18 protein-coding genes and 2 tRNA genes are annotated in these 20,046 nt (G+C 34.8%); 2 read left to right on the top strand and 18 right to left on the bottom strand.

The annotated features are described in order from the left end of the window. Positions 1-62 precede the first annotated feature (62 nt). Together OIU83_RS09905 and OIU83_RS09900 are read left to right on the top strand one after the other, a co-directional pair. Positions 63-136, top strand: a tRNA-Asn gene (locus OIU83_RS09905). Positions 137-174: 38 nt separating this feature from the next. Continuing rightward, positions 175-248, top strand: a tRNA-Asn gene (locus tag OIU83_RS09900). 65 nt (positions 249-313) lie between these two features. Here the strand turns inward: OIU83_RS09900 and OIU83_RS09895 are convergent. The 18 genes from OIU83_RS09895 to OIU83_RS09810 all read right to left on the bottom strand — a co-directional run bounded on the left by OIU83_RS09895 (position 314) and on the right by OIU83_RS09810 (position 19,984). Next, positions 314-1,846 carry a hypothetical protein gene (locus OIU83_RS09895; RefSeq protein ID WP_264206097.1) on the bottom strand — a complete coding sequence of 511 codons (1,533 nt, stop codon included), beginning with the start codon at positions 1,844-1,846 and terminating at the stop codon, positions 314-316. Between the two features lie 39 nt (positions 1,847-1,885). Beyond that, positions 1,886-2,557, bottom strand: a complete 672-nt coding sequence (locus OIU83_RS09890; RefSeq protein ID WP_264206096.1) for a hypothetical protein — start codon at positions 2,555-2,557, stop codon at positions 1,886-1,888. Positions 2,558-2,792: 235 nt separating this feature from the next. Then, positions 2,793-3,989: a C1 family peptidase gene (locus OIU83_RS09885; protein WP_264206095.1), complete on the bottom strand. Its 1,197-nt coding sequence runs from the start codon at positions 3,987-3,989 to the stop codon at positions 2,793-2,795. A gap of 180 nt (positions 3,990-4,169) precedes the next feature. Then, a complete protein-coding gene (locus tag OIU83_RS09880) occupies positions 4,170-4,385 on the bottom strand; it encodes a hypothetical protein (RefSeq protein ID WP_264206094.1) in 216 nt (71 codons plus the stop codon). A 362-nt stretch (positions 4,386-4,747) separates the two neighbouring features. Next, on the bottom strand, positions 4,748-5,902 hold the full coding sequence (locus OIU83_RS09875) for a BamA/TamA family outer membrane protein (protein WP_264206093.1): 1,155 nt from the start codon (positions 5,900-5,902) through the stop codon (positions 4,748-4,750). 1 nt (position 5,903) lies between these two features. Next, positions 5,904-6,902 (bottom strand): hypothetical protein, encoded by a 999-nt coding sequence (locus OIU83_RS09870; RefSeq protein ID WP_264206092.1) that lies wholly within the window; start codon positions 6,900-6,902, stop codon positions 5,904-5,906. 94 nt (positions 6,903-6,996) lie between these two features. After that, positions 6,997-7,710 carry a PorT family protein gene (locus tag OIU83_RS09865; protein WP_264206091.1) on the bottom strand — a complete coding sequence of 238 codons (714 nt, stop codon included), beginning with the start codon at positions 7,708-7,710 and terminating at the stop codon, positions 6,997-6,999. Positions 7,711-7,798: 88 nt separating this feature from the next. Then, positions 7,799-8,776 carry a SphA family protein gene (locus OIU83_RS09860; protein WP_264206090.1) on the bottom strand — a complete coding sequence of 326 codons (978 nt, stop codon included), beginning with the start codon at positions 8,774-8,776 and terminating at the stop codon, positions 7,799-7,801. A gap of 105 nt (positions 8,777-8,881) precedes the next feature. Beyond that, positions 8,882-9,811, bottom strand: coding sequence for a helix-turn-helix domain-containing protein (locus OIU83_RS09855; RefSeq protein ID WP_264206089.1), 930 nt, complete (start codon positions 9,809-9,811; stop codon positions 8,882-8,884). A gap of 432 nt (positions 9,812-10,243) precedes the next feature. Continuing rightward, a complete protein-coding gene (locus OIU83_RS09850) occupies positions 10,244-10,828 on the bottom strand; it encodes a DUF4136 domain-containing protein (RefSeq protein WP_264206088.1) in 585 nt (194 codons plus the stop codon). 268 nt (positions 10,829-11,096) lie between these two features. Then, positions 11,097-11,828 (bottom strand): DUF6515 family protein, encoded by a 732-nt coding sequence (locus tag OIU83_RS09845; RefSeq protein WP_264206087.1) that lies wholly within the window; start codon positions 11,826-11,828, stop codon positions 11,097-11,099. An 18-nt stretch (positions 11,829-11,846) separates the two neighbouring features. Beyond that, on the bottom strand, positions 11,847-12,587 hold the full coding sequence (locus OIU83_RS09840) for a DUF2092 domain-containing protein (protein ID WP_264206086.1): 741 nt from the start codon (positions 12,585-12,587) through the stop codon (positions 11,847-11,849). Between the two features lie 129 nt (positions 12,588-12,716). Beyond that, positions 12,717-14,261: an arylsulfatase gene (locus OIU83_RS09835; RefSeq protein WP_264206085.1), complete on the bottom strand. Its 1,545-nt coding sequence runs from the start codon at positions 14,259-14,261 to the stop codon at positions 12,717-12,719. Positions 14,262-14,398: 137 nt separating this feature from the next. Further along, the gene (locus OIU83_RS09830; RefSeq protein ID WP_264206084.1) at positions 14,399-15,799 is read right to left on the bottom strand and encodes a DUF2252 domain-containing protein; all 1,401 of its coding nucleotides are present in this window, start codon (positions 15,797-15,799) and stop codon (positions 14,399-14,401) included. 12 nt (positions 15,800-15,811) lie between these two features. Further along, a complete protein-coding gene (locus OIU83_RS09825; RefSeq protein ID WP_264206083.1) occupies positions 15,812-16,507 on the bottom strand; it encodes a DUF2490 domain-containing protein in 696 nt (231 codons plus the stop codon). A 138-nt stretch (positions 16,508-16,645) separates the two neighbouring features. Next, complete coding sequence (locus tag OIU83_RS09820) at positions 16,646-17,995, bottom strand: DUF1214 domain-containing protein (RefSeq protein ID WP_264206082.1); 1,350 nt, start codon at positions 17,993-17,995, stop codon at positions 16,646-16,648. 33 nt (positions 17,996-18,028) lie between these two features. After that, a complete protein-coding gene (locus tag OIU83_RS09815) occupies positions 18,029-18,856 on the bottom strand; it encodes a hypothetical protein (protein WP_264206081.1) in 828 nt (275 codons plus the stop codon). A gap of 108 nt (positions 18,857-18,964) precedes the next feature. Then, positions 18,965-19,984 carry an HAD family hydrolase gene (locus tag OIU83_RS09810; RefSeq protein WP_264206080.1) on the bottom strand — a complete coding sequence of 340 codons (1,020 nt, stop codon included), beginning with the start codon at positions 19,982-19,984 and terminating at the stop codon, positions 18,965-18,967. Between the last annotated feature and the right edge of the window lie 62 nt (positions 19,985-20,046).

Here is a 20,046-nt window from a genome sequence, read left to right as displayed (position 1 = left end):
AAAAAGTTTTTTTGAAAGCAAAAAACCTTCTATATTTGCACTCGCTAAAAAGAGCAACAACTTCCTCCTTAGCTCAGTTGGTTAGAGCATCTGACTGTTAATCAGAGGGTCCTTGGTTCGAGCCCAAGAGGGGGAGCAACTTTTTTTAGCAAACATATTTACCTTTAAGGTGATTCCTTCTTAGCTCAGTTGGTTAGAGCATCTGACTGTTAATCAGAGGGTCCTTGGTTCGAGCCCAAGAGAGGGAGCTTAAAAAAGACTATCATTCAAATGATAGTCTTTTTTCGTTTTAAGAGAATCCTTAAAATTCTCTTTAATTTGCAGGAAGCGGCTCTGTTCCTTCTGCAAGACGTTTCAATCCTGCAATTCCAGGTAAGAACAAGTACAAACTCCCATCAGTACGTATAAAACGCGTTAGTTTCGGTTCATCAGGGTTATTTGGAACTTCCTTGTAGGTATTACCACCATTATATGCAAAAACTGCATCACCCGGAATAGTATCTAAAACTTGTGGACCAAAAAGCGGATCTACACCACTCTGATTTGGCGATGCATCCGGATTTCGGAAACCTCCTAATTCAAACCAGATTCTGGTAACGAACCGAAATTGAAAATCAAGAACAGCACCAATAAACAATCCAACCAAACCTCTTTGCACCTCTCCTTTCTCATTTGGATCATATACGGGTCCATAAGGCGAGGCGCGCCTTAAAATTCTATGCGTTTGTGCATTATCATTATTACCCGTTACATTTATATCATCACGAGGATTTGCTCTTCGGATGTGTGATGCATAAGGACATTTTAAACCAAGTTCATCACTATCCTGATTACCATACTGATTTGGACTTGGAGCTAAATAATCAAAATTAGTAAAATTGAAATTTTTAGCACTTGGCTCACCTAGTCCTTTATCTTCTTTATCCGGAGACACAACAAGTGGTGTTCCGTCACGCCAGCGTCCGCACATTTTTGCAGCCACAAGCTCAGGAGCATCATCACCTGAATGGATGAATTCATTAAATTTGGCTTCATCCTGATACAATAGCCTGAATGCAGCAAATGTTCCGTTTGTTAATAATGTATGCGCATAGTAATCGGATGCATCCTGACTTATTACAAAGCGATCTGCAGGCACTAATGGTCTATCATCAACACTACTTACACCTATTAACATTTTAACCTTACGTTCATTCCAAAAATTACCATCAATACGTGGTTGGGACAAACTATCTCTATACCCAAAATGTACATAATCGGAATTACCATCAACCGTGATAGGATCGGAATCCTGATAATATACCGGAACCACTGATGGTCCCGATGCTGTATGAGATATCATATCCAATAATTTCTGATAATATTTTTCTCGGTTTTCGGGCGTTAAAGTAAAAAGAGTTATCTGAATATGAAGATCTGTTCCATCGCTCTCAGGATCAGTTTCTGACAACCATCCTCCGTTTTTCCACCAGTTAACTGGAGCACTATCACCGGTATCGCCAATTGCCCCTGCATCATTAACAGCTCCATCTTTAAAAGAACCAAATACTTCTGCACTTGAAGAAGAAGTTACTGTATCACAATTATCTGTACCAATAAGCTTTTCCAAACCCGAATAAGTAAAACCAATATTAAGACAATAATCTGGCTTTACCATGCCTTCCCATAACTGTGCATTGGTAACTTGTAACCCTGAACCACTTCCCGAAGCAAGGTCTTCACATAATTTCTGTGCGCCAACTACGTCTTTTATTTTCAAAATGATATACCTAATATTGGGAAAATTATAACCCCGCAATATTAATCCTTGCACATCACTCGCATCAACCAGATTGGTGTTGCTCATAGCTATCTTAATTAGTTTATTTTAGGAGTAAACTCAGGACTATTTGCAATTTGGTTTCTGAGATTTTGGAAAATCATAACTAACCTGACCAGCAGTTGGAGGCCATGTTTCTCCAGCCTTTGGATAATTATCAATAATCTTAGCTACCGTTAAACCTGGAAAATTTGTACCAAAGACATATTTACCACCTTTATCTCCAGCAGATAAAATTGGATCTCCAAAATTATAACGCATCAATAAGCAATAAAATGCCAGTGCATTTTTCTTCACTCCTTGTTTAGCTATATGATATGCAGATGTTAATCCTGTAGGATCTACACCCGGAATTCCTGTTTCATCCATTAAAAGCAATAAGCCATTTAAGCCTTTCACAACTTCATCAATTTCGAAAAATGCACTGATGTAAGCATCAAACTGTCCGTCATAGATAGACATAACTACCAATACATCTTTCCCAGGATAGGACTGGAATCCCGGAACAGGTATTCCTGGTGTCGGTTGACCATCTGCTTGTGCATAAATTGTAAAATAATGTACTCCTGTCGTTTTACGAGGATCTCCAACTGGAGGCGCTACAGACTTGGCTGCTTCCTTAACTTTTTCGGCCGCAATCATTGCTTGGGCCAACATTCCTTTTTTTAAAGGGATAAATAAAAATAACAGATGTTGTTGATCTGTTATTGGTACGGTAATAACTTGTGGTGTTGACATGGGATTAAATGTTTATTTGGTTACCCTACTCTATTCAGGCTTTTCGGGGGACGCCTTTATTCGTATAAGAAACACGAAATTAAACATACTAAACACAATGAATACAAGTACTTATACCTGATTTAAAAAACAGGATTACTTAAGAATCGTAATTATAGGTCACAAAAGATTCTATAAAAAAAAGCGCCACAATTACTTGTAGCGCTTTCTTTATAATCTAAATGTTGTAATAAACTTAAACCCCTAATTTTTTAGCAATTTCAGCAGGTATTCCGCCCTTGTTTACCATAAGAGCAGTTGTTTTATACTTCACAAAGTTTTTGGTCACAAATAAGAAGCCTTTGTAATCATTTGTTTCTCCCCATGAATTTTTTACGATATAATATTCTTTACCCGTTTGATCTTTGGCCAAACCAATAATATGCATTCCGTGATCATCTGTAGTTTGATAGTTATCAAAAGCTTCCTGACGCATTTCGGCAGTAATTTCCGGTTCTGGTTTTGGTCCATTGAACATGTCTGCTTTTTCATCGGCAGTCATGTCATCGAATTTTTTATTAGGTACGTATGCTACTCCATTTTTCCAGCTAAAGCTTTTCTCACTAACATCTGTAGCCCAAGCAACTGTATACCCTTTCTTTAATGCATTATCGATAACATCGGTCATATCATTAACTTTTACATTATATACCTGATCAAATGACCAGTTATCAGGAACTGCTAATAATGTTTTTTGATAATATGGTGCAGTCGTAAATGAAGACATCTCTACATAATCATCTGGATTAATCCCAACAATTTCTTTAGCAAATGATTGTGGTGTATAGTTTTTACCTTTATAAGTAAAGTTTTCCGGCACTTTCCCTAAGTAAGAATCGATAACTGCTGTATATGCTTTTTCCCAACTTGGTGTAAGTTGTCCATTTGGGTTTTTTACTACTGCCGCCAAAACTCCTTCATTAATAGCCGCCATTTCGGCAAGTTTATTTTTATCTGTCCCGTAGTTTAATCCCGTATATACTTCTCTTGGAACAGATCCGTATTTTCTATACATATTGATTACATCATGCAATGAACCTCCATCTCCCAATGTTACAGCACCATGCATACGTACATAATTTTTTCCTTTCTCAACATATACATTTCTTGCCGAAAAAATTTGAGATAATTCTACTGGTTGTTTTCCCATTCTGATCATTTCTGATTCCAGAAAAGAGTTCGTTGCATAACTCCAGCATGTTCCCGATGAACCTTGTGATTTAACCGATGTCGTTCCTAAGTTAATTTGCTCCGTAAATTTAAAACTCTCTTTACTTTTATCGCTTGCATTTACTTTTAATGAATTAACCAAAATGTCTTGCGCAAAACTACTACTCGCACCTAGCAAAAAAACTGAAGCTACGAATACCGATTTCATTGAAAATTTATACATAATTATTATTTAATGATTTGATAAATTAGTAGTAACTAATCTATTTTTGTTACAAAACAATTAAATATAAAATAGAATGTTCGGAATCTAACCGTTAATCTTTTTATAATATTTTTGTTAATCTATAAAAACCTACAAAAGATAAATACCTAATAATTAAGTATAATCTTAATACACGGATTAGGATTCTCTATCTACATTTGCAACCACATTATAATCAATCGCTAATCCTAATGGTATTAATCCATCTATATCGAATAAATGATCAAGCAAAATCATAGTACTATCATAACTTAACTCTCCCAGGTTTTCTATTTCTCTAAATAATTTAAGTTCTGTTTCAATTTCATAATTAACATCAAGCGAACTTATAAATTCATTCGTAAGATCTTTCATAGAATGTAAAATGGGCTTTAACTGACACTGGATAATATACTCCACATTACTACGCGTAACCGACATATAAGATTTGCTCCCAAGAAGCACTTTTAATCCTTTTTCGTTATGATCTTCATAAAAGTTATATTGTCGTATATGTCTATATTCTAATTTCATAGTAAATTATGAATTACAAAAGTCCGTCTTTTCTCATTTTTTCACTTTACATCATTCTTAGATTTATTTACATTATTTGTGCATCTTACAGTTGTCACCATGCCAATAGATCTCTTTAAAATAAAAACCTGATAGTAATTCTATCAGGTTTTCCAACAATTATTGAATCAAAAACTAACTAACCAAATGAATATCTAAACAAACTAACGAAGCCAATTACTACCAAAAACCACATAATATGCCCAGTCTTCCGGACCTCTTGCAACATCAACCCCCATCCGGAGTTTAAATTTCCTGGCGATTAAATACCTAAAGCCTGTTCCATAACTATAAACAATTGGTTTAGCAAAGGCTTTATCCCAATCGTTAAAAGCACTTGCAAGACCGCCATACCCCATAAGACTCCACCTTCTGTACAAATCCCATCTTAATTCTCCCTCTGTAACCACACTGGCTTTACCTTGGTATCTGGCCGAAGGAACTCCTCTTAAATTAATTCCCGGTCTAAGGTAAAAAGGAGCATTGCCAAGTGCCTGCTCCCCTTCCAATCTAAGTCCGCCAATTAATTTTTTAGTAATAGGATAATATCCTATTGCAGATAAATTTAACCTCCAGGCATCATAATCACTCCCAATTGCATTATCTGACCAGAAAAAGTCAAACTGAAGCCGCATTCCTTTGTCTGGCGTAAAAATATTATCGCGCCCATCAAACTGAATGGCTCCGCCTAATTGGCTTACTACACTTTTAACATCACTTAACTTAGCAAACGATGGAAGATTATTTAAATCCGGAAAATTAATTTTAGAATCTAACAAAAAATACTGTGGGCCTGCGCTCCATTTTCCGTTTCGAAACTGCTTCATAACTCTAGCATAGAAGGCAAATGATTTAAAATTAAGGTCAATTTCTTTGTCTTTACCATTGGGTAAATTTTCATAAAAAGACATATTTACATTTCCATATCCCCCTCCTACACGATACATTATCCTTGATTTTATAAAACTTCCTGCACGAAATGCGCCTACAACCCAAGTTTTATTACCTGTATACATCCCCATTGCTCCTGTTATATCAGGATCTACAAATCTTTTCTTTCCATTTTTATCTATAACCGGATCGTGTTTTTTAAGAAAAATAGGCAATACTGCCCCGCCAATTCCTCCTAAGGCTGGCTCTGTAATAAGCGTGGGAACAACAATAAAACCATGTGCATAAATTAAATAATCACTCAGATCAAAAGCTCCATCAAGGGAATCTTTCATCATTATATGCTTATGTTCCTGACCAGTCATTGGAATTGCAATGAAAACCATGATAAACAACAAAATTTGTCGGAAGTATTTTTTCGCTTTCATATTAAAATCCAAATCTATAATTTACAGAACTTAAAATCGATTTACGTCCGCCAAGGAAACCAGCTTCTGCTCGAAATTGCCAATGATGATCCAATTGAAACTGACCACCAATTGACATACTCCATGCAGAAAGTGCTTTCTTTTTAAGAGAATAAGAAATTGTTGCATCTGTTGGATCGAGATTATCTAATTTGTCACGTATTTTATCAGCAACTTGTTTTACAATAACCTTATCTCCGGCTGGCAAATTTTGATACCAAGTCTTATCTTCAACATTAAAATCTGCTGAGTTTCCCGAAACACCAAGATCAGAAAGGTTAATTGTACCTTGGGTCATTCTATTTACAAAAAGTCCCTGAGCTCCTATCCATGGACCGAAATTCCTATTTGGCTTTCTTTTTGATTGAAAAATATATCCAAATCTAGGTGCCAGCATCTGAGAATGAATAGCTCCATCGATTTGCTCAAACCTTGTCCAAGTGTTATTATAATCTAATGTCCCAAAGACATGTTTATATGCTCCTCCCAAGGTCATTCCAATTCCAAAAGTTCCTCCTTGAAAATCGACTTTATTACTAAAATTCATTGGCTCGACCACATTTACACTTGTGCTTGCCCATGTTTTACCTACAACAGCATAAATATCTACAAAAGGTAAAGCCCAGACATCGATGCGTGATGTAACTGAATTAAGGGTTGCTTTGGTTTCTCCGAATTTCACAAAATTCAACGGAACCAATGGGCTGCCATTTATACCTACTTCGAGGTCGCTTATAACTACTTTTTGGGTTCCCGAAAAGTAATTAACCATAATTCCTATAGGATAAGGTAAATCGACCCCTCGTTTAGTAATACGTTGTCCCCAAGCTGGAAGTTTATAGTTCCAAGTAGATTTTTTAATACTGTCGGCATATGCTTCTCGTAAATCTACTTTCTGAGCAAACCCTATATTCTGATTGATAATTACAAATACCAACACTAATAATACTTTTAATTTCATACGCGACAGAATTTTAATCTTAGATAAAACAATTTTGTTTTAAGCTTGGATTACTGGATAAAACAATACTAATGAGCCTATAGGAAACAATTTATTATTTTGAAGATTCTCCTCCTCCACCAATTGGTATACCAACACCTAAATGCCAGTATTGATTAAAGGCTTTTAAAGGAACACTTGATCTATAAATATTCGTTAAGCCAGATGTAAAACGAAGATTAAAACGAATTCCTTTTCCTTGTCTTAGAACATATTGGATATCACCGGATACTCCAGCATCGAGAAGACTAAAATAATCTTTGGTTTTATACACAACCGATGCTTTTGAACCATCATCTAATGTTGTTTTATAAAAATCCTTGCTCACGGTACGAACACCTACTTGTGGCCCGGCACCAATACCAAATGATGGGGTTATATTGTAACGAAATAAGGGAACTATCTCAAAATAAACCAGCTTACGTTTTATTGTTGATCCCTCGGCATAATTAGCATCGGGAACAACCTGATACTCTAGCGGAATATCTGTACCTCCTTTTGGAGCTTTAAAAGTCATATAATTACAAAAATTCCATTTTGGAGATAGCTTTACGTCTACATAAGCACCAATTGCCAAACCCAGACTCGCTTTATCATCATCGGTATTGGTTAAATGAGATGCTTGTTCTGCAAAATAAAGACCAATGGAAAGTTTATCATTTGTGATTTTTTTTCCAAAAAGAAGTGCAATCATTGCTTGCGAACAAACAATTTGAGGTGACAAAAACAATAACGCTCCGAAAATTATAACTGGAATATTCTTTCTCATTTACATTAATTTTAGTTTTTTAAATACCTGATTATTCTTTGATTCTGAATCAAAGACCTCTAAATGCAATTATTTGGAAAGCTGAAATCTATTTTTTAAAACTAAAGACATGAGCAAGGGTTAGGAAAAAAGTATTTCCTTTAAACCTATTAATAGATTCTACCTCACCAAACCAGCGCAATCCCGCCGAAGTACTTGAGCTAATGTGAAAATAATTCACCTCGGCTCCTAAAGCCATAACCCGATCTTTGTTTCCTGTAAAAACGGCGTTTCCAATAGGTAATGGAATTTCATCACTAGTTGTTTTAAATTGCATGTAATAAATCAAACCGGCATTTATTATGGATTTTGGAGCGGGTGCATCTGTAGTACCTCCCATTACATAGAAAGTTTTTCCGAAGCCTCCTTCAAGACTTAAAATATCTCCTGTTTTAATATCGGTGCCTTTTTTCTTTCCATTCATTTCATAGGAAGCTAATGCGGATAAATGCAACGTTTTTTTATCGTTAAAATAAACAGTTGTACCAGCAGATAATTCGTTTATAAACATGCCTAAACCGCTATTATCACTAGCTCCGTTCTCATATTTACCAGTTGGGAGATACATGGCGTAACTAAAGATGAAGTCTGCTTTTTTATTATGCCAGCCCAACTGAATTGGCACAAAGTAAGTATCTGAAAATGCAAAAGGGCTTTTTGAATTTACGTAATTTCCCTGAATTGCATTGGATGCAAATGGTAACAATACTGATGCTCCGTAATTGGCTCCTAAAATTTTTAAATCACTTACCCAGCCAACTCCTACACCTGTAAGAAACATATTTAAATCTGGATTTGCTACAGCAACATCACCATCATTGTCTCTTAAAGAGGTTGTGTTGTAAAAATAAGCTGGTAAAAAAACACTAAGCGTATTTTCGGGCGTTTGAGTTCCAGATTGTAATCCCATAGCACCTAGTAAATGCCCTCCTTTAAGTTGTGCATTACTATAAAAAGAAACTAAAAGCAATGTAATTATAACAACTGTTTTTATAGAGTGTAGGTCTCTAATAAATATATTTTTCATGATTTTATTTTTTAATAGAATGAATTAATGAACTTGGGGCAATACTCCATCAATAAACAAAAGCACTCAACAGAAGTTCCGATCTTAATTTTGATTGATGAGAAGTTATTTAACTAAATATTCTTTTCTCTCTTCATGAGAAACTCTAATAAACTTAAAATATTCCGAAGGTGACTTTCCTGTGTGTTTAACAAATGCTCTAAAACAAGTTGTACGGGATTTAAATCCAGATCCCCATGCCATACCTTCCAGAGACAGATGTTTCCAGTCGATGTCATTTACATTATCCTTAAAATATTCTATCCTTTTAAGATTAACATAATCCTGAAAATGAAGATTATATTCACTATTTATTATACTGGAAAGATGATGTACTGGTATTCCTGTTTCATCGGAAAGGTCACGAATTACAAGATTTTTTTTTAGAAAAAGCTTTTTACTAAGAAAGGCCCGTTCAAGTGTTATGAGGTAGTCTATTTTTTTATCTTCGGTTAACATACTTATTATAGGCAAAGTATCTTTTACTTCCTCTATTTTAGGAATTATGTTATTATTAATTGGTATTGTATCCGGTTCTAACAAATTATATAAAACCTGAGGTTTAAAACACAACCAACCAACAGTAAAAAAAAGAATAAAAGAGACCATTCCGTTGTAAACGAAATCAATATTAATCAACGAACTACTCAAAAATCGATGTATAAAAAGGGTAGAAAACAACAGTACAATCATAACATTAAAAATCATCAGCCAATTGATAACTTTAATGTTATAGCTCTTAAGTTTATACGTTTTTTTAAAATCAAAATTTAAAATCATTATTGTTTGCACAAATGCATACGCCAACCATGTTGTTATAACTATCAATGGGAAAACAGCATTTACTTTAACAGATAAATAATCTGTTATTTGAATAGTGTTTTTATTGAATTTACTTCCAAAATGAGTGAAATATTGCTCAAATAAAGAAAACAATATATAACCGAAGCATAAAATAAAATGCATAAAATGCAACCAATCGTATTTTCTAATCATTTTTCCAGGCTGCAAAACATTCCTAACATATAAAAAAGAACAAGGGGCTACTAAAAAAATAAAAGATCGGGTAATCATAAAAAAACTTGAAAACTTCTTCAATTCACTTGCAGACAAATAGAAACTATAAACACTTCCAATCGCAAGACTAAATAAACAAAGACTCAGAAATAAATTTTGATTAAGATTTTTTTTCGTGAAGATGATTACAAACGAAACAGCAAAACCAGCTACTGATGCAATAAAGAAAAAAAGGGATAATAATATATAGATCATAGCAATTTCGGTTTAAATTTCTCATTCATAAAATGATTTCAATTATTAAAATCAATATCGTTAAAAGAAATTTTAAGTTTGGGGAATTATAAAACGATTAAACTTATCTTATATCAACAAGTTTAATCGAGTTTTACTATGAATTCATAGGGTTCTTTATTTTTTGGCAACTAAGCCAGGAGGGAATCCAGCAAGAATTTTCTTAACCGAGGAGCTAATAAATTCATCTGGGTTGTCTGGTCTTTTATCAAGTTCGGTATTTCCGATTCCTTGCCAAACTAATTTTTGCGTTTTTGTAGATACAATATCGATTATTAAAGATCCGTCAACATAGTTATAAGTATCATAAGTTGTTGTACCACTTATCATACCACCACCAGCTCCCCAATATCCATATGGTCGATACATACCACCATAACCATAATAATTAGAATTTGCTGTAACCTCTTTTTTGTCTTTTAAAATTGTTACCGCATTAACTTTTAAATCAGGGTTACCAGTTGTTTCAACAAATCCTTTGCTAATCATTTCTGATCGGATCGCATTTATAACTCTGTCTACATTTAACTGGCTTATTTGCCCCTGTTGTGCTTTTAAGTCATAGACAGCAAATGTTTTAAATGCTGCAAAATTGACTGCGTGATCATAATCATTTGTAACTTTTACTGTTGGAGCACAACTGTAAATCAAACCCAATACTATGATTGGGATTATGAATAAGGTTTTTCTTCTTGTGTTCATTTTATTAAATTTTAAAGTGATTATTAAAAAATTAGTAAGCGATTAAATAATTAAATAAATGATCAAATTCTGAATGAACGGAAATTCTTATTAAGAATACTTGATTTATCAGTTAAAGTATTCCCAAAGTCCAAGTGGTATTTGCATTAAAGATAAATTATTTTAATTAAATACCATAAACAAAACCGATTAAATATTTATCATTACAAACTGAATTACAATTATTTAACTTTAAAACAAAAAAATATTATAAATGTATTTCTGACAATTATTTACCTTGTACGACAACATAACTATCTTGGCCGTCCTTAGAGATCGGCTGATAATACACATTGTTATAAAGCAAATATTTCTGACCATCGATTGTTTTTTCTTCTGCTCCTTCTGGAAGATGTGTTACAACTGCCCCAACTGGTGCTGTCACAACTTTATACTTACCTGAGTTCTTACTATAATATGTCCCTCCATAATAGTAATATTCAGTTCCCGAAACAGATATCGCTACATACCCTTTGGGCAAATCAGATATTGATGCTCCAATTGGTGCTGGTACCACTTTATAGCCACTGGATTCTTTTACATAATAAACCCCGTCATCATAATTATAATTTGTATTCTCTACAGATACAACTATAGCTGCGGTGGTTAATGTTGCCAAAAAGAAACCAACCGGATACCATGTTGGTCCCCAAACATAAGGCACAAACGGATGATATATATACGGGTAAGGCACTGGATATGGATGAAACGGCACTGGATATGGCCTTGGATAAGGATGTGGGTATGGGTGCGGCGGCGGCGGCAATGGTCTTGGTGGTATCGGTCTTGGCACTGGGGGAATTGGCCTAACCGGCATAGGTCGAGGCATAGGACGCGGCATAGGTCGTGGTGGCGGAAAATGGCCAAAACGTTGTGCTGTAATTGTTTCTGGAATCATTAATAGCATTGCAAACAATACCATAATAAATATCGAAATTCTATTTGATTTATATGATTTCATAGGAATCTATTTATGTGATTATTTTGTATTTTCTCTAGGAACGAATTTTATTTTAGTAGCCTTAGGAGGTGCTTTAAATTCAAACATCGAGTCCGGCAAATCTGAGTTTATTGCCCAGTCTTTATAAACAGCTTCAAACTGCGGGCTTTCTTTTTGATCTGTATAAATTATTACCATTTTAACAGGCAAAAACAAATCATCATTTGCAATCCAGAACTGAAAACTTTTGGTTTTATCATGGCCCGCAATATGAAAACATTCTTTCCCATCAACGATAGTTTTTCCTAAAAAGACCAAATCTTCACTAGAGGACTGAATGTCGCTCGCAAAAGAAGGGTAGAAAAAATCGGCTGCTGGAAACTCAATTCCAAACTTTTTACTAACGGTATCTATTGTCTCAATCACCGAGTTTGGGGAAGTAGTCGTAGCATAGGTATTATTATCATAGGAGTAATAATTTAAACTCTGCCCGTTATATAGTAATGCTCTATTCCCTTTATCTCCTGAAGAAGTAACTTTCATTTTTTCTGGAAACTTCATCGAAACTTTATCGATAATAGAATGCTTTACAAGTCCTAAGTTATCTGTTAGAATATCATAAGTTGTTACCGTCGTAAAACTGCAAGATTTTATATCCTGCATCGTTTCGGTAGTACGGGTTAAGAGATAAACAGCCGTAGAATCTATACGCTGCGTTTGGGCATTTGTTGTGATAACCATAATCACAAAGCCCATTAAAAATAAAAACTTTCTATTCATACGTTTGTTCTTTAACTTATTATACTTTTAATGAGCTCAACTATTTCTGAATAATTTATTTTATTGTAATAGTCAAGCTAATTTTTATGGCTCTCCTATATCTCAAATAAAATATATCGAGTTACTTATTTATTTGTAATCATCTGGAATAAGTTTAGTTAATCCTTCTCCAAAAGGAATATATTTTTTGTTTGGTACTTTTTTCATCTCTTCAAATAATTTCATTACCCGAGGTGCCATATACATACCAGCCCAACCGTTATCTGATCCGCTAAAATGTCCTGGTGAATTCCCATTATCAGGCGCAGCTCCATTAAATGTCATATCATAATGTTCTGCCGGATCCCATAATAAGTCATAAGTTGCCACTACTTTTAGTGGTTTGTCTGAACCTAACCAAGAATCCTTAGCTGTAAAAAGAAACTTAAAGTTTTTAACTCTAACTGCTCCAAAGGCTTGTCCTGCGAAATAATAAAAATCCTGACGTACTCCCGGACCTTTTCCTAAAAGAGAAGCACTAAGATCTAGACCATCAAAAATAATTGGGCTTCCGTTATTGTCTTTCCAATCATGAGTTGGTACTGGCTGCGCAATAATTGATGCAATTGTAGGCCACCAATCCATGTGCGAAAACATATCTGTATTTACTGATCCTGGTTTAATATGTCCCGGCCACCATGCTAATGCCGGTACACGGAAACCTCCTTCATAAACAGAACCTTTCATTCCTCTAAAAGGGGTATAGCCAGCGTCTGGCCAAGCGTCAACCCATGCGCCATTGTCTGTTGTCCAGATTATTAGTGTGTTATTTTCTATTCCCGCATCTCGAACTGCTTCTATGATTTGACCTGAATTATCATCCATTTCCATTAAGGCATCTAGATAATTCCCTCCTCCTGGAGATTTCCCTTTCCAACGTGGTGAAGGGTTATTCGGATTATGAACTTTTTCAAAGCAAACTGTAGCAAAAAATGGTTTATTATCTTTTGCATGTTTTTTTATATAATCTACAGTTGCTTCACGCATTTCATCATCTACAGTTGCTAAATCTGCATAACCAACTTTTTGTTTTATAACCTTAGCTTTTTGTCCAGCCTTGCCTTCAAATTCTCCAAGATTTATAGAATTCCACACTTTTAAAAATTCAGCATCATCTGATGGAAAATTTGGATGAAGCGTTTTATCATCATAAGCATATACCCCTGCATAATAAGGCAACATATGATACATCTCATCATAACCGTGTGCTATTGGGTAATTTTCATCTTTATCTCCAAGATGCCATTTACCTACAAACATGGTCGAATAGCCTGCTTTTTTCATTGCTTCTGCAATTGTAGGAGTTTCTTTTGTTAATCCGTTTGGATCACCTGGAACTAATACTGCCGAAAGTGCTGACCGAACCGGTATTCTCCCTGTAATAAATGATGCTCTTCCTGCAGTACAACTAGATTGTCCGTAATAATTAACAAATCGGGCTCCTTCAGCCGCCATCCGGTCAAGATTGGGCGTAGGAGCGCCACGCATAACACCACCACCATAACTTCCTAAATCTCCCCATCCTACATCATCTGTCATTATAACAATAACGTTTGGTTTACTTTGTGCTTTAAGATCTATAGAACTGATACTCAGCAGACCTAAAAATAATACTGTGATTTTTAACTTTTTCATAATACATCTTTTAAAATAACAAACGACTTACATTATACAAACATGTGTTTTAACTTACACAAAACAGATCTGCTTTTAGTTTGTTTATAACATAACTTTAGTATAAACTGATTGATTTAATAAAAACAGTTTTTTAATTAACGTTCCATCGGTATTGGTAACCTTCCGGTTTTAATTGCTTCCAGCATCTTTTTATAATCTACTTCATTTTGATTGGCATATAAAACTGCAAAATCAGCAATTGCATTTGTAAAATCATCGTTTTTACCTATATAACCGGATAAAAGCGAAGCATCTCCCGAACGTGCGTGGGCTCTTGCTAATACCCATCCGCAGGCTTTAGCATAATCCATAAGATTTTTGGCTTTCATAACTTCAAGAACAGGTTTAACTTTGGCATCACGAAGTTGTCGTATATAAAAAAACTTCCCGCTCTCTCCATCTGTCCATCCCAAAAACATATCCGAAGCAGATTGCATTAACTTCTGTCCCATCACGATTCGTTCTCCTTGATGTTTATAAATACTTTTTGTCTTTAAATGAGGTTCTAATACACTTTGTCTTGCTTCTTTAAATTGCAAAAAAATAGGTTCACCTGTGCTCGACATCAGTAAGCTAATTCCGCAAAGAGTTCCTACGCTCCCTACACCTACCACTTTTATAACAATATCATGTACCGAATAACGATTTAAGAGTATTCGCTTATCTTCCGATAATGATTTTATATATTTCTGATGAATCGCTTCGGCTTGTCCCAACATATTTTCTTCTTCTTCACCCGTTAAATGATAAATAAGTGGTGGTTCATCTTTAATTCTTGCACGCTTCCCTTGTTGATAAGTGAGCTTTGCAAACTCTTTTTCATGAGCTGTATATTCTGCTGCTTTTTTTAATCGCTTTTTCTGAAACTGTTTTATTTCATCATCTCTTCCTAATTCTATCAAATCGGCAAGATCTATATGTGCATACCATATCTGAAGTGCCGATAATTTACTATATTCAAGCATATGTCTTTTATAACTATCGGCAACAAGCCAAGCAGCTTCTTTACATATTTTTGAAGAAAAATTCTTCCATCTTCCTGCAATTGTAAAACTAGTTGCCAGTCTTTTTAAATCCCATTCCCACGGTCCGGGAAGAGTTTCATCAAAATCATTTATGTCAAAAACCAATTTACGTTCGGGCGTAGCAAATCCTCCAAAATTCATTAGATGACAATCCCCACAAAGCTGCAGTTCTATTCCTGTATTTTGAGTTCTTGCTAAATCGGCTGCCATGATTGCTGCTGAACCTCGGTAGAAAGAAAATGGTGATTCCATCATTCGGCTATATCGAATGGGCAATAAACTTTCGACTCTTCCTACACTTGTATTAATTAATATTGCTACTGGGTCTTGTCTATCTTTTGCTGATTTCCATTCTCGATGAATTGCGCGCGGTGTAGTATTACGAATTGCTTTTCCTTTGGCAAATCGTTCCGCTTTTGATACTCCTGAATCAAATATATTTTCGTTAGGTTCTTTGAATTCATCAGTCATAACTTCTAAATTTTATTTTCTTTTAAAAGGCAAATCTGTTGTAAGCGTAATTCGTATAGTATGATTCATTCTGCTAAGACCACTTTCGGTATCGGGTGATTTCCAGAAGATCTGATTCATATAACCTACTTCCAATCGTATTTCTCTACGTTTATCAAGACTATAAGCCGTTCCTAAATACAATCGGTTTTGATCTAGATAATTCTCATCACTACTTGCTGCATTAGTTCTTATATGAACCTCATCATAAACCACCGCAGCCCATCTTTCTTTAAACCATAATTGATAACGCACCTGATATCGTAACGTATTTTCGAATTTGTAATAATCAAAATGGTCGCTTTCGCTATTTGGGTTGTCTTTTCTTCCTAACCATCTTTGCTCCATCCTAAAACGTTGTGACCATACTTCTTTTCCTTCTTTCTTAACTATACGCCAAATAAATTGCTCGTATATCCTGTAATCAGGATTATTGTATGGCAACGAAACTTCATCATAAGGCAAATCCCATTGGTAGGCAACTCCTGCCCCGAATCGGTTTCCGTTTTTAAGATAATAATTGGCTCCTACTCTATAAAAAGAACCCTGAAGCTCGGATACGAATTGATTGCCTTTAGAATATCCTTCTAATAATAAACCCCATCTTCCATCTTCTTTAAAAGGCAAATACATTTCGTAACCTACCCATGCTGCAACATTTTTCGCCATTTTTTGAGCATTTGTTTTAACGCTAATCACTAAGGTTAATACAATTAAAAAAAACAGTGTTTTAGGAATATCGGCGCTCTTCATATTACAATTCTGTTGGTTTTTAATTGGGTACTATTTCTGTTTTTTCTGATAAAATCAATTATTCTTTTGTTCGATTGGAGCTGGAAACCATGTACCGTCGAGAACCTCTTTTTTCGATACATACATACGTAGATTTAAAGAGAAACCTTTGCCTGCCGGTGTTGGTAACCAATTACTTTGAGGTACATCTTTTGGCAATGACGATACCAACCAGATACTCAAAGAACCATCAGGGTTTTTCTTTAGATTTGAAATATTATTCAGATTGTATCTTTTTAATTTATTATCGACCACTCTATAATCTGGAACGCTGTATAACGTAACCGACCAAAATGCATTGACTGCTAAATCTGGCAATTGATCCTTGGGGAACTTGATTTCATAAACTTTATCACCACTTAATGGTACTTTATTACTATCTGTAAGACCAATAAAGTAAATAGCCTCTTGTATTACATTTGCCCATAATCCTCCGTAATTAATAATGTCTCTTGCCATTATATCATCACCAAATTTACCGGCAACATACGATACTGACCAGCCTCCTTTTTGTGTACCAAAGCCTTTTGCTCCTGCTAAAAATGCAGGAATTGCTTTTGTTTTAACTACTTCATCGATATGTGACTTTGCTTTATCATTTGTTTTAGCATATTTGCCAACTTCAATTGCTTTCGCCTGATATTCTTTTGCTTTAGGCATAGGATCAGGATAAGAATTAAGAACTTCTTCGACTTTGTCAAAAATTTCACCTGCAATTGGTGCTTTTGGAGTAAAATCTGGTATTATAACTGGAGGCGCAATTTTAATTCCTTCAGGAACATTTAATGTAAATTGCTCTTGAAGTTTTTTGGCAACAGCTGGTGTTCCTTTCAATTCTACCCGAGCTAATATTTTGGCTTTTTCAGCTGGTAATTCTATTTTTACAGCATCTGCAGGAATTGTTGGATTAGTTCCTTTTAATACTAAGGCAAATTTCCCATAAGGTGTTTTAGGAAAATTACGCTCGTTGATATTTACAATAACTTCTCCCCAACCGTCTAATAATTGTGCGGTATAATAACGTCCTTCGATTTTAGGAACATTCAGGATAACTGCATGAGCTGCATCTACAGCAATCCAAGCCTCGAGATAAGCAACATCTAGATTTGGATTTACGAATTGCGCAGATCCAAGAGGATTATATTTAATTTTATTATAACCAACTTTCTCTACATTAATATCATGGTTTTCTTGTTGGATTACAAGATATCTTCCGTACAAATAAGTATAGGCATCTATAATATCCTGATCTTCAGGAACTGAATTAGCATTTAAAGTCGGAGTTGTAGTTTCTAAACTTATTATTTCTTTTTTACAACCAACAAATAAGAATACAACAATTAGTATAAGGAGTCCTTTTTTCATGGGGGAGTATTTTTTAAAAATTAAAAAATAGTTTTATGAACCTGGAAATACGAAAGCCAATACAGCTCTTAAGCCCCAGTCTGGTTTATATTCTGATGGGCCAATTATGGGAATCAAAGGCATTAAAGCAAACTGAACTACTTGACTTCCTAATTTTGTTACTGCTCCAATTGAAGGATTTAGTGAAACCATCGTTGTATTGCCGTCCCAGTTTTGAGTTATTTCGACATTTGCCCCTAAGCTGGCTCCACTTTTATAACTATGCGAAAGAAAAGCTTGCACATAAAACTGATTCACATCGGCACGATCTTGGTTTCCTGCTACCGACCATATATGATTGGCAAGAAGACCTACAGAAAGTCCTTTTCCCTGATGCATTATTAATACACTTGGTCCAATACCGAATTTTTGAGTTCCTAAAACCTTATCTGTAGCTGTTGGTACTAAAAATGCCGGACCAAATCCCCAAATTATTTTTTCACTTTTGGGAGCAAGAAAAGCTGTTATGGTTGCATCGCTTAAACCAAATTGATGTGTATTTTCTCCTGTAATATCTCTTTGATCTACAATTGGAACTATATAACGGGTAATTAAGTTTAGATTATCACTTAATTTAAAAGGAATTACCGGTTGCACGTTAATTGTATATTTAGATCCATTAAAAGGGCCAATACCATAACTAAGATTGTTTTGCAATGGAACACTTATAAGACTAGCAACTGGATTAGCCAATTTATCGGCAAGTTCCTGTGCACTTGCTCCAGCTTTTTCCTCCTGCGCAATTGCAGTTAAGTGAAACAACGAAATCGCTGCTAGAACTAAAACTGATTTAAATTTTAAAGATGGGGTGGAGCATTTCATAATAATTTAATTAAGAAGTTTTCTAAAAATTCAATTGAATATTTAAAGTGATACAGCTTTAAACAAACGAAAAGCTGTACCCCTTTAAAAACTAACCAAAAACCAAAATCATTTGTCTGCAAAAACTTTTTTCCAATCTTCTTTCATGTTTATTACATGCCAGTTGTTTTTTGCAGCAGCATTTAAGGATGCATTATCTTTTTCCTGATAACTAAATTCTCTTATTGAATCATTATGATTTACCAACATTTGAAACGAAGGATATTTATTTCCCTGACTATATTTAAGCATAGCAATATCACCAGCGCCACCTTCGTTACCACAAGCAAAAACTGGTCTTTGCCCAATATGTAATTGAATTCCAACAGGCTTTCCTTCTTTATCGTTCAATAAATCAAGTGCAGGTTCCCGAATAATATTACGGGTTGCATCATCAAATTTATATTTGAATGAAGTTCCAACAACTTGCTCTTTTGGAATTCCGTAAAAATCTTCAGAAATTGCACGAACCAATTCAATTGTTCCTCCAGTTACAATAAATGTTTTAAAACCATTGGCACGTAAGTAATTTAATAACTCCAATTGGGGTTGATAGCGTATTTGCTTTAGCGGTACATTCTTTCCAGGGTAGGTTGCGCCTGTAAAAAATTCTTTAAGCGAACTTTCAAATTGATCTTCGGTCATACCAGTATGTGTTGCAGCAACCAATTCGATAAGCGCTTTATCTCCGCCTTTAGCAAAAAACTCTTTGTCTTTTTCTACAACTGCTTTAAACGGTTGCACTTTAGCCAATTCTGGCTTTGCTTCTACCATTTTTTTTACACGGTAAAAAGCAAATAATTCCTGAACATATGGTTTCTCTGCCCAAAGTGTTCCATCGTTATCAAAAGTTGCAATTCTACTCTCAAGAGGAATAAAATCTGGACTTCCTTCTTTGGTAACTTTATCTACATAAGCGATAATATCTTTTTTTAGTTTTCCATCATTCCAACTTGGCAATGGGTCTCCGCTTATTTCAACTGCTTCCGTTTTATTAGAAGTACTAACTGCTGGAACATCTTCCGTCTTATTCCTACACGAAACAAGTAAAAATAAAAATAAGGGTAACACATATATTTTTTTATACATAACCGTGAGTATTAAGTTTATAAAAGATTGAGTCATTATAGACCCAATCTTTTATTCTAATT

The sequence above is a fragment of the Flavobacterium shii genome (assembly GCF_025847235.1).
GTDB classification, from domain to species: Bacteria; Bacteroidota; Bacteroidia; order Flavobacteriales; family Flavobacteriaceae; genus Flavobacterium; species Flavobacterium shii.
This window is presented reverse-complemented; position numbering and strand designations above follow the sequence as displayed.

What these genes read in the sequence shown, in the direction of transcription:
- OIU83_RS09895 (WP_264206097.1), bottom strand. Translation starts at nt 1,846, where the DNA reads ATGAGCAACACCAATCTGGTTGATGCGAGTGATGTGCAAGGATTAATA.
- OIU83_RS09890 (WP_264206096.1), bottom strand. Translation starts at nt 2,557, where the DNA reads ATGTCAACACCACAAGTTATTACCGTACCAATAACAGATCAACAACAT.
- OIU83_RS09885 (WP_264206095.1), bottom strand. Translation starts at nt 3,989, where the DNA reads ATGTATAAATTTTCAATGAAATCGGTATTCGTAGCTTCAGTTTTTTTG.
- OIU83_RS09880 (WP_264206094.1), bottom strand. Translation starts at nt 4,385, where the DNA reads ATGAAAGATCTTACGAATGAATTTATAAGTTCGCTTGATGTTAATTAT.
- OIU83_RS09875 (WP_264206093.1), bottom strand. Translation starts at nt 5,902, where the DNA reads ATGAAAGCGAAAAAATACTTCCGACAAATTTTGTTGTTTATCATGGTT.
- OIU83_RS09870 (WP_264206092.1), bottom strand. Translation starts at nt 6,902, where the DNA reads ATGAAATTAAAAGTATTATTAGTGTTGGTATTTGTAATTATCAATCAG.
- OIU83_RS09865 (WP_264206091.1), bottom strand. Translation starts at nt 7,710, where the DNA reads ATGAGAAAGAATATTCCAGTTATAATTTTCGGAGCGTTATTGTTTTTG.
- OIU83_RS09860 (WP_264206090.1), bottom strand. Translation starts at nt 8,776, where the DNA reads ATGAAAAATATATTTATTAGAGACCTACACTCTATAAAAACAGTTGTT.
- OIU83_RS09855 (WP_264206089.1), bottom strand. Translation starts at nt 9,811, where the DNA reads ATGATTAGAAAATACGATTGGTTGCATTTTATGCATTTTATTTTATGC.
- OIU83_RS09850 (WP_264206088.1), bottom strand. Translation starts at nt 10,828, where the DNA reads ATGAACACAAGAAGAAAAACCTTATTCATAATCCCAATCATAGTATTG.
- OIU83_RS09845 (WP_264206087.1), bottom strand. Translation starts at nt 11,828, where the DNA reads ATGAAATCATATAAATCAAATAGAATTTCGATATTTATTATGGTATTG.
- OIU83_RS09840 (WP_264206086.1), bottom strand. Translation starts at nt 12,587, where the DNA reads ATGAATAGAAAGTTTTTATTTTTAATGGGCTTTGTGATTATGGTTATC.
- OIU83_RS09835 (WP_264206085.1), bottom strand. Translation starts at nt 14,261, where the DNA reads ATGAAAAAGTTAAAAATCACAGTATTATTTTTAGGTCTGCTGAGTATC.
- OIU83_RS09830 (WP_264206084.1), bottom strand. Translation starts at nt 15,799, where the DNA reads ATGACTGATGAATTCAAAGAACCTAACGAAAATATATTTGATTCAGGA.
- OIU83_RS09825 (WP_264206083.1), bottom strand. Translation starts at nt 16,507, where the DNA reads ATGGCGAAAAATGTTGCAGCATGGGTAGGTTACGAAATGTATTTGCCT.
- OIU83_RS09820 (WP_264206082.1), bottom strand. Translation starts at nt 17,995, where the DNA reads ATGAAAAAAGGACTCCTTATACTAATTGTTGTATTCTTATTTGTTGGT.
- OIU83_RS09815 (WP_264206081.1), bottom strand. Translation starts at nt 18,856, where the DNA reads ATGAAATGCTCCACCCCATCTTTAAAATTTAAATCAGTTTTAGTTCTA.
- OIU83_RS09810 (WP_264206080.1), bottom strand. Translation starts at nt 19,984, where the DNA reads ATGTATAAAAAAATATATGTGTTACCCTTATTTTTATTTTTACTTGTT.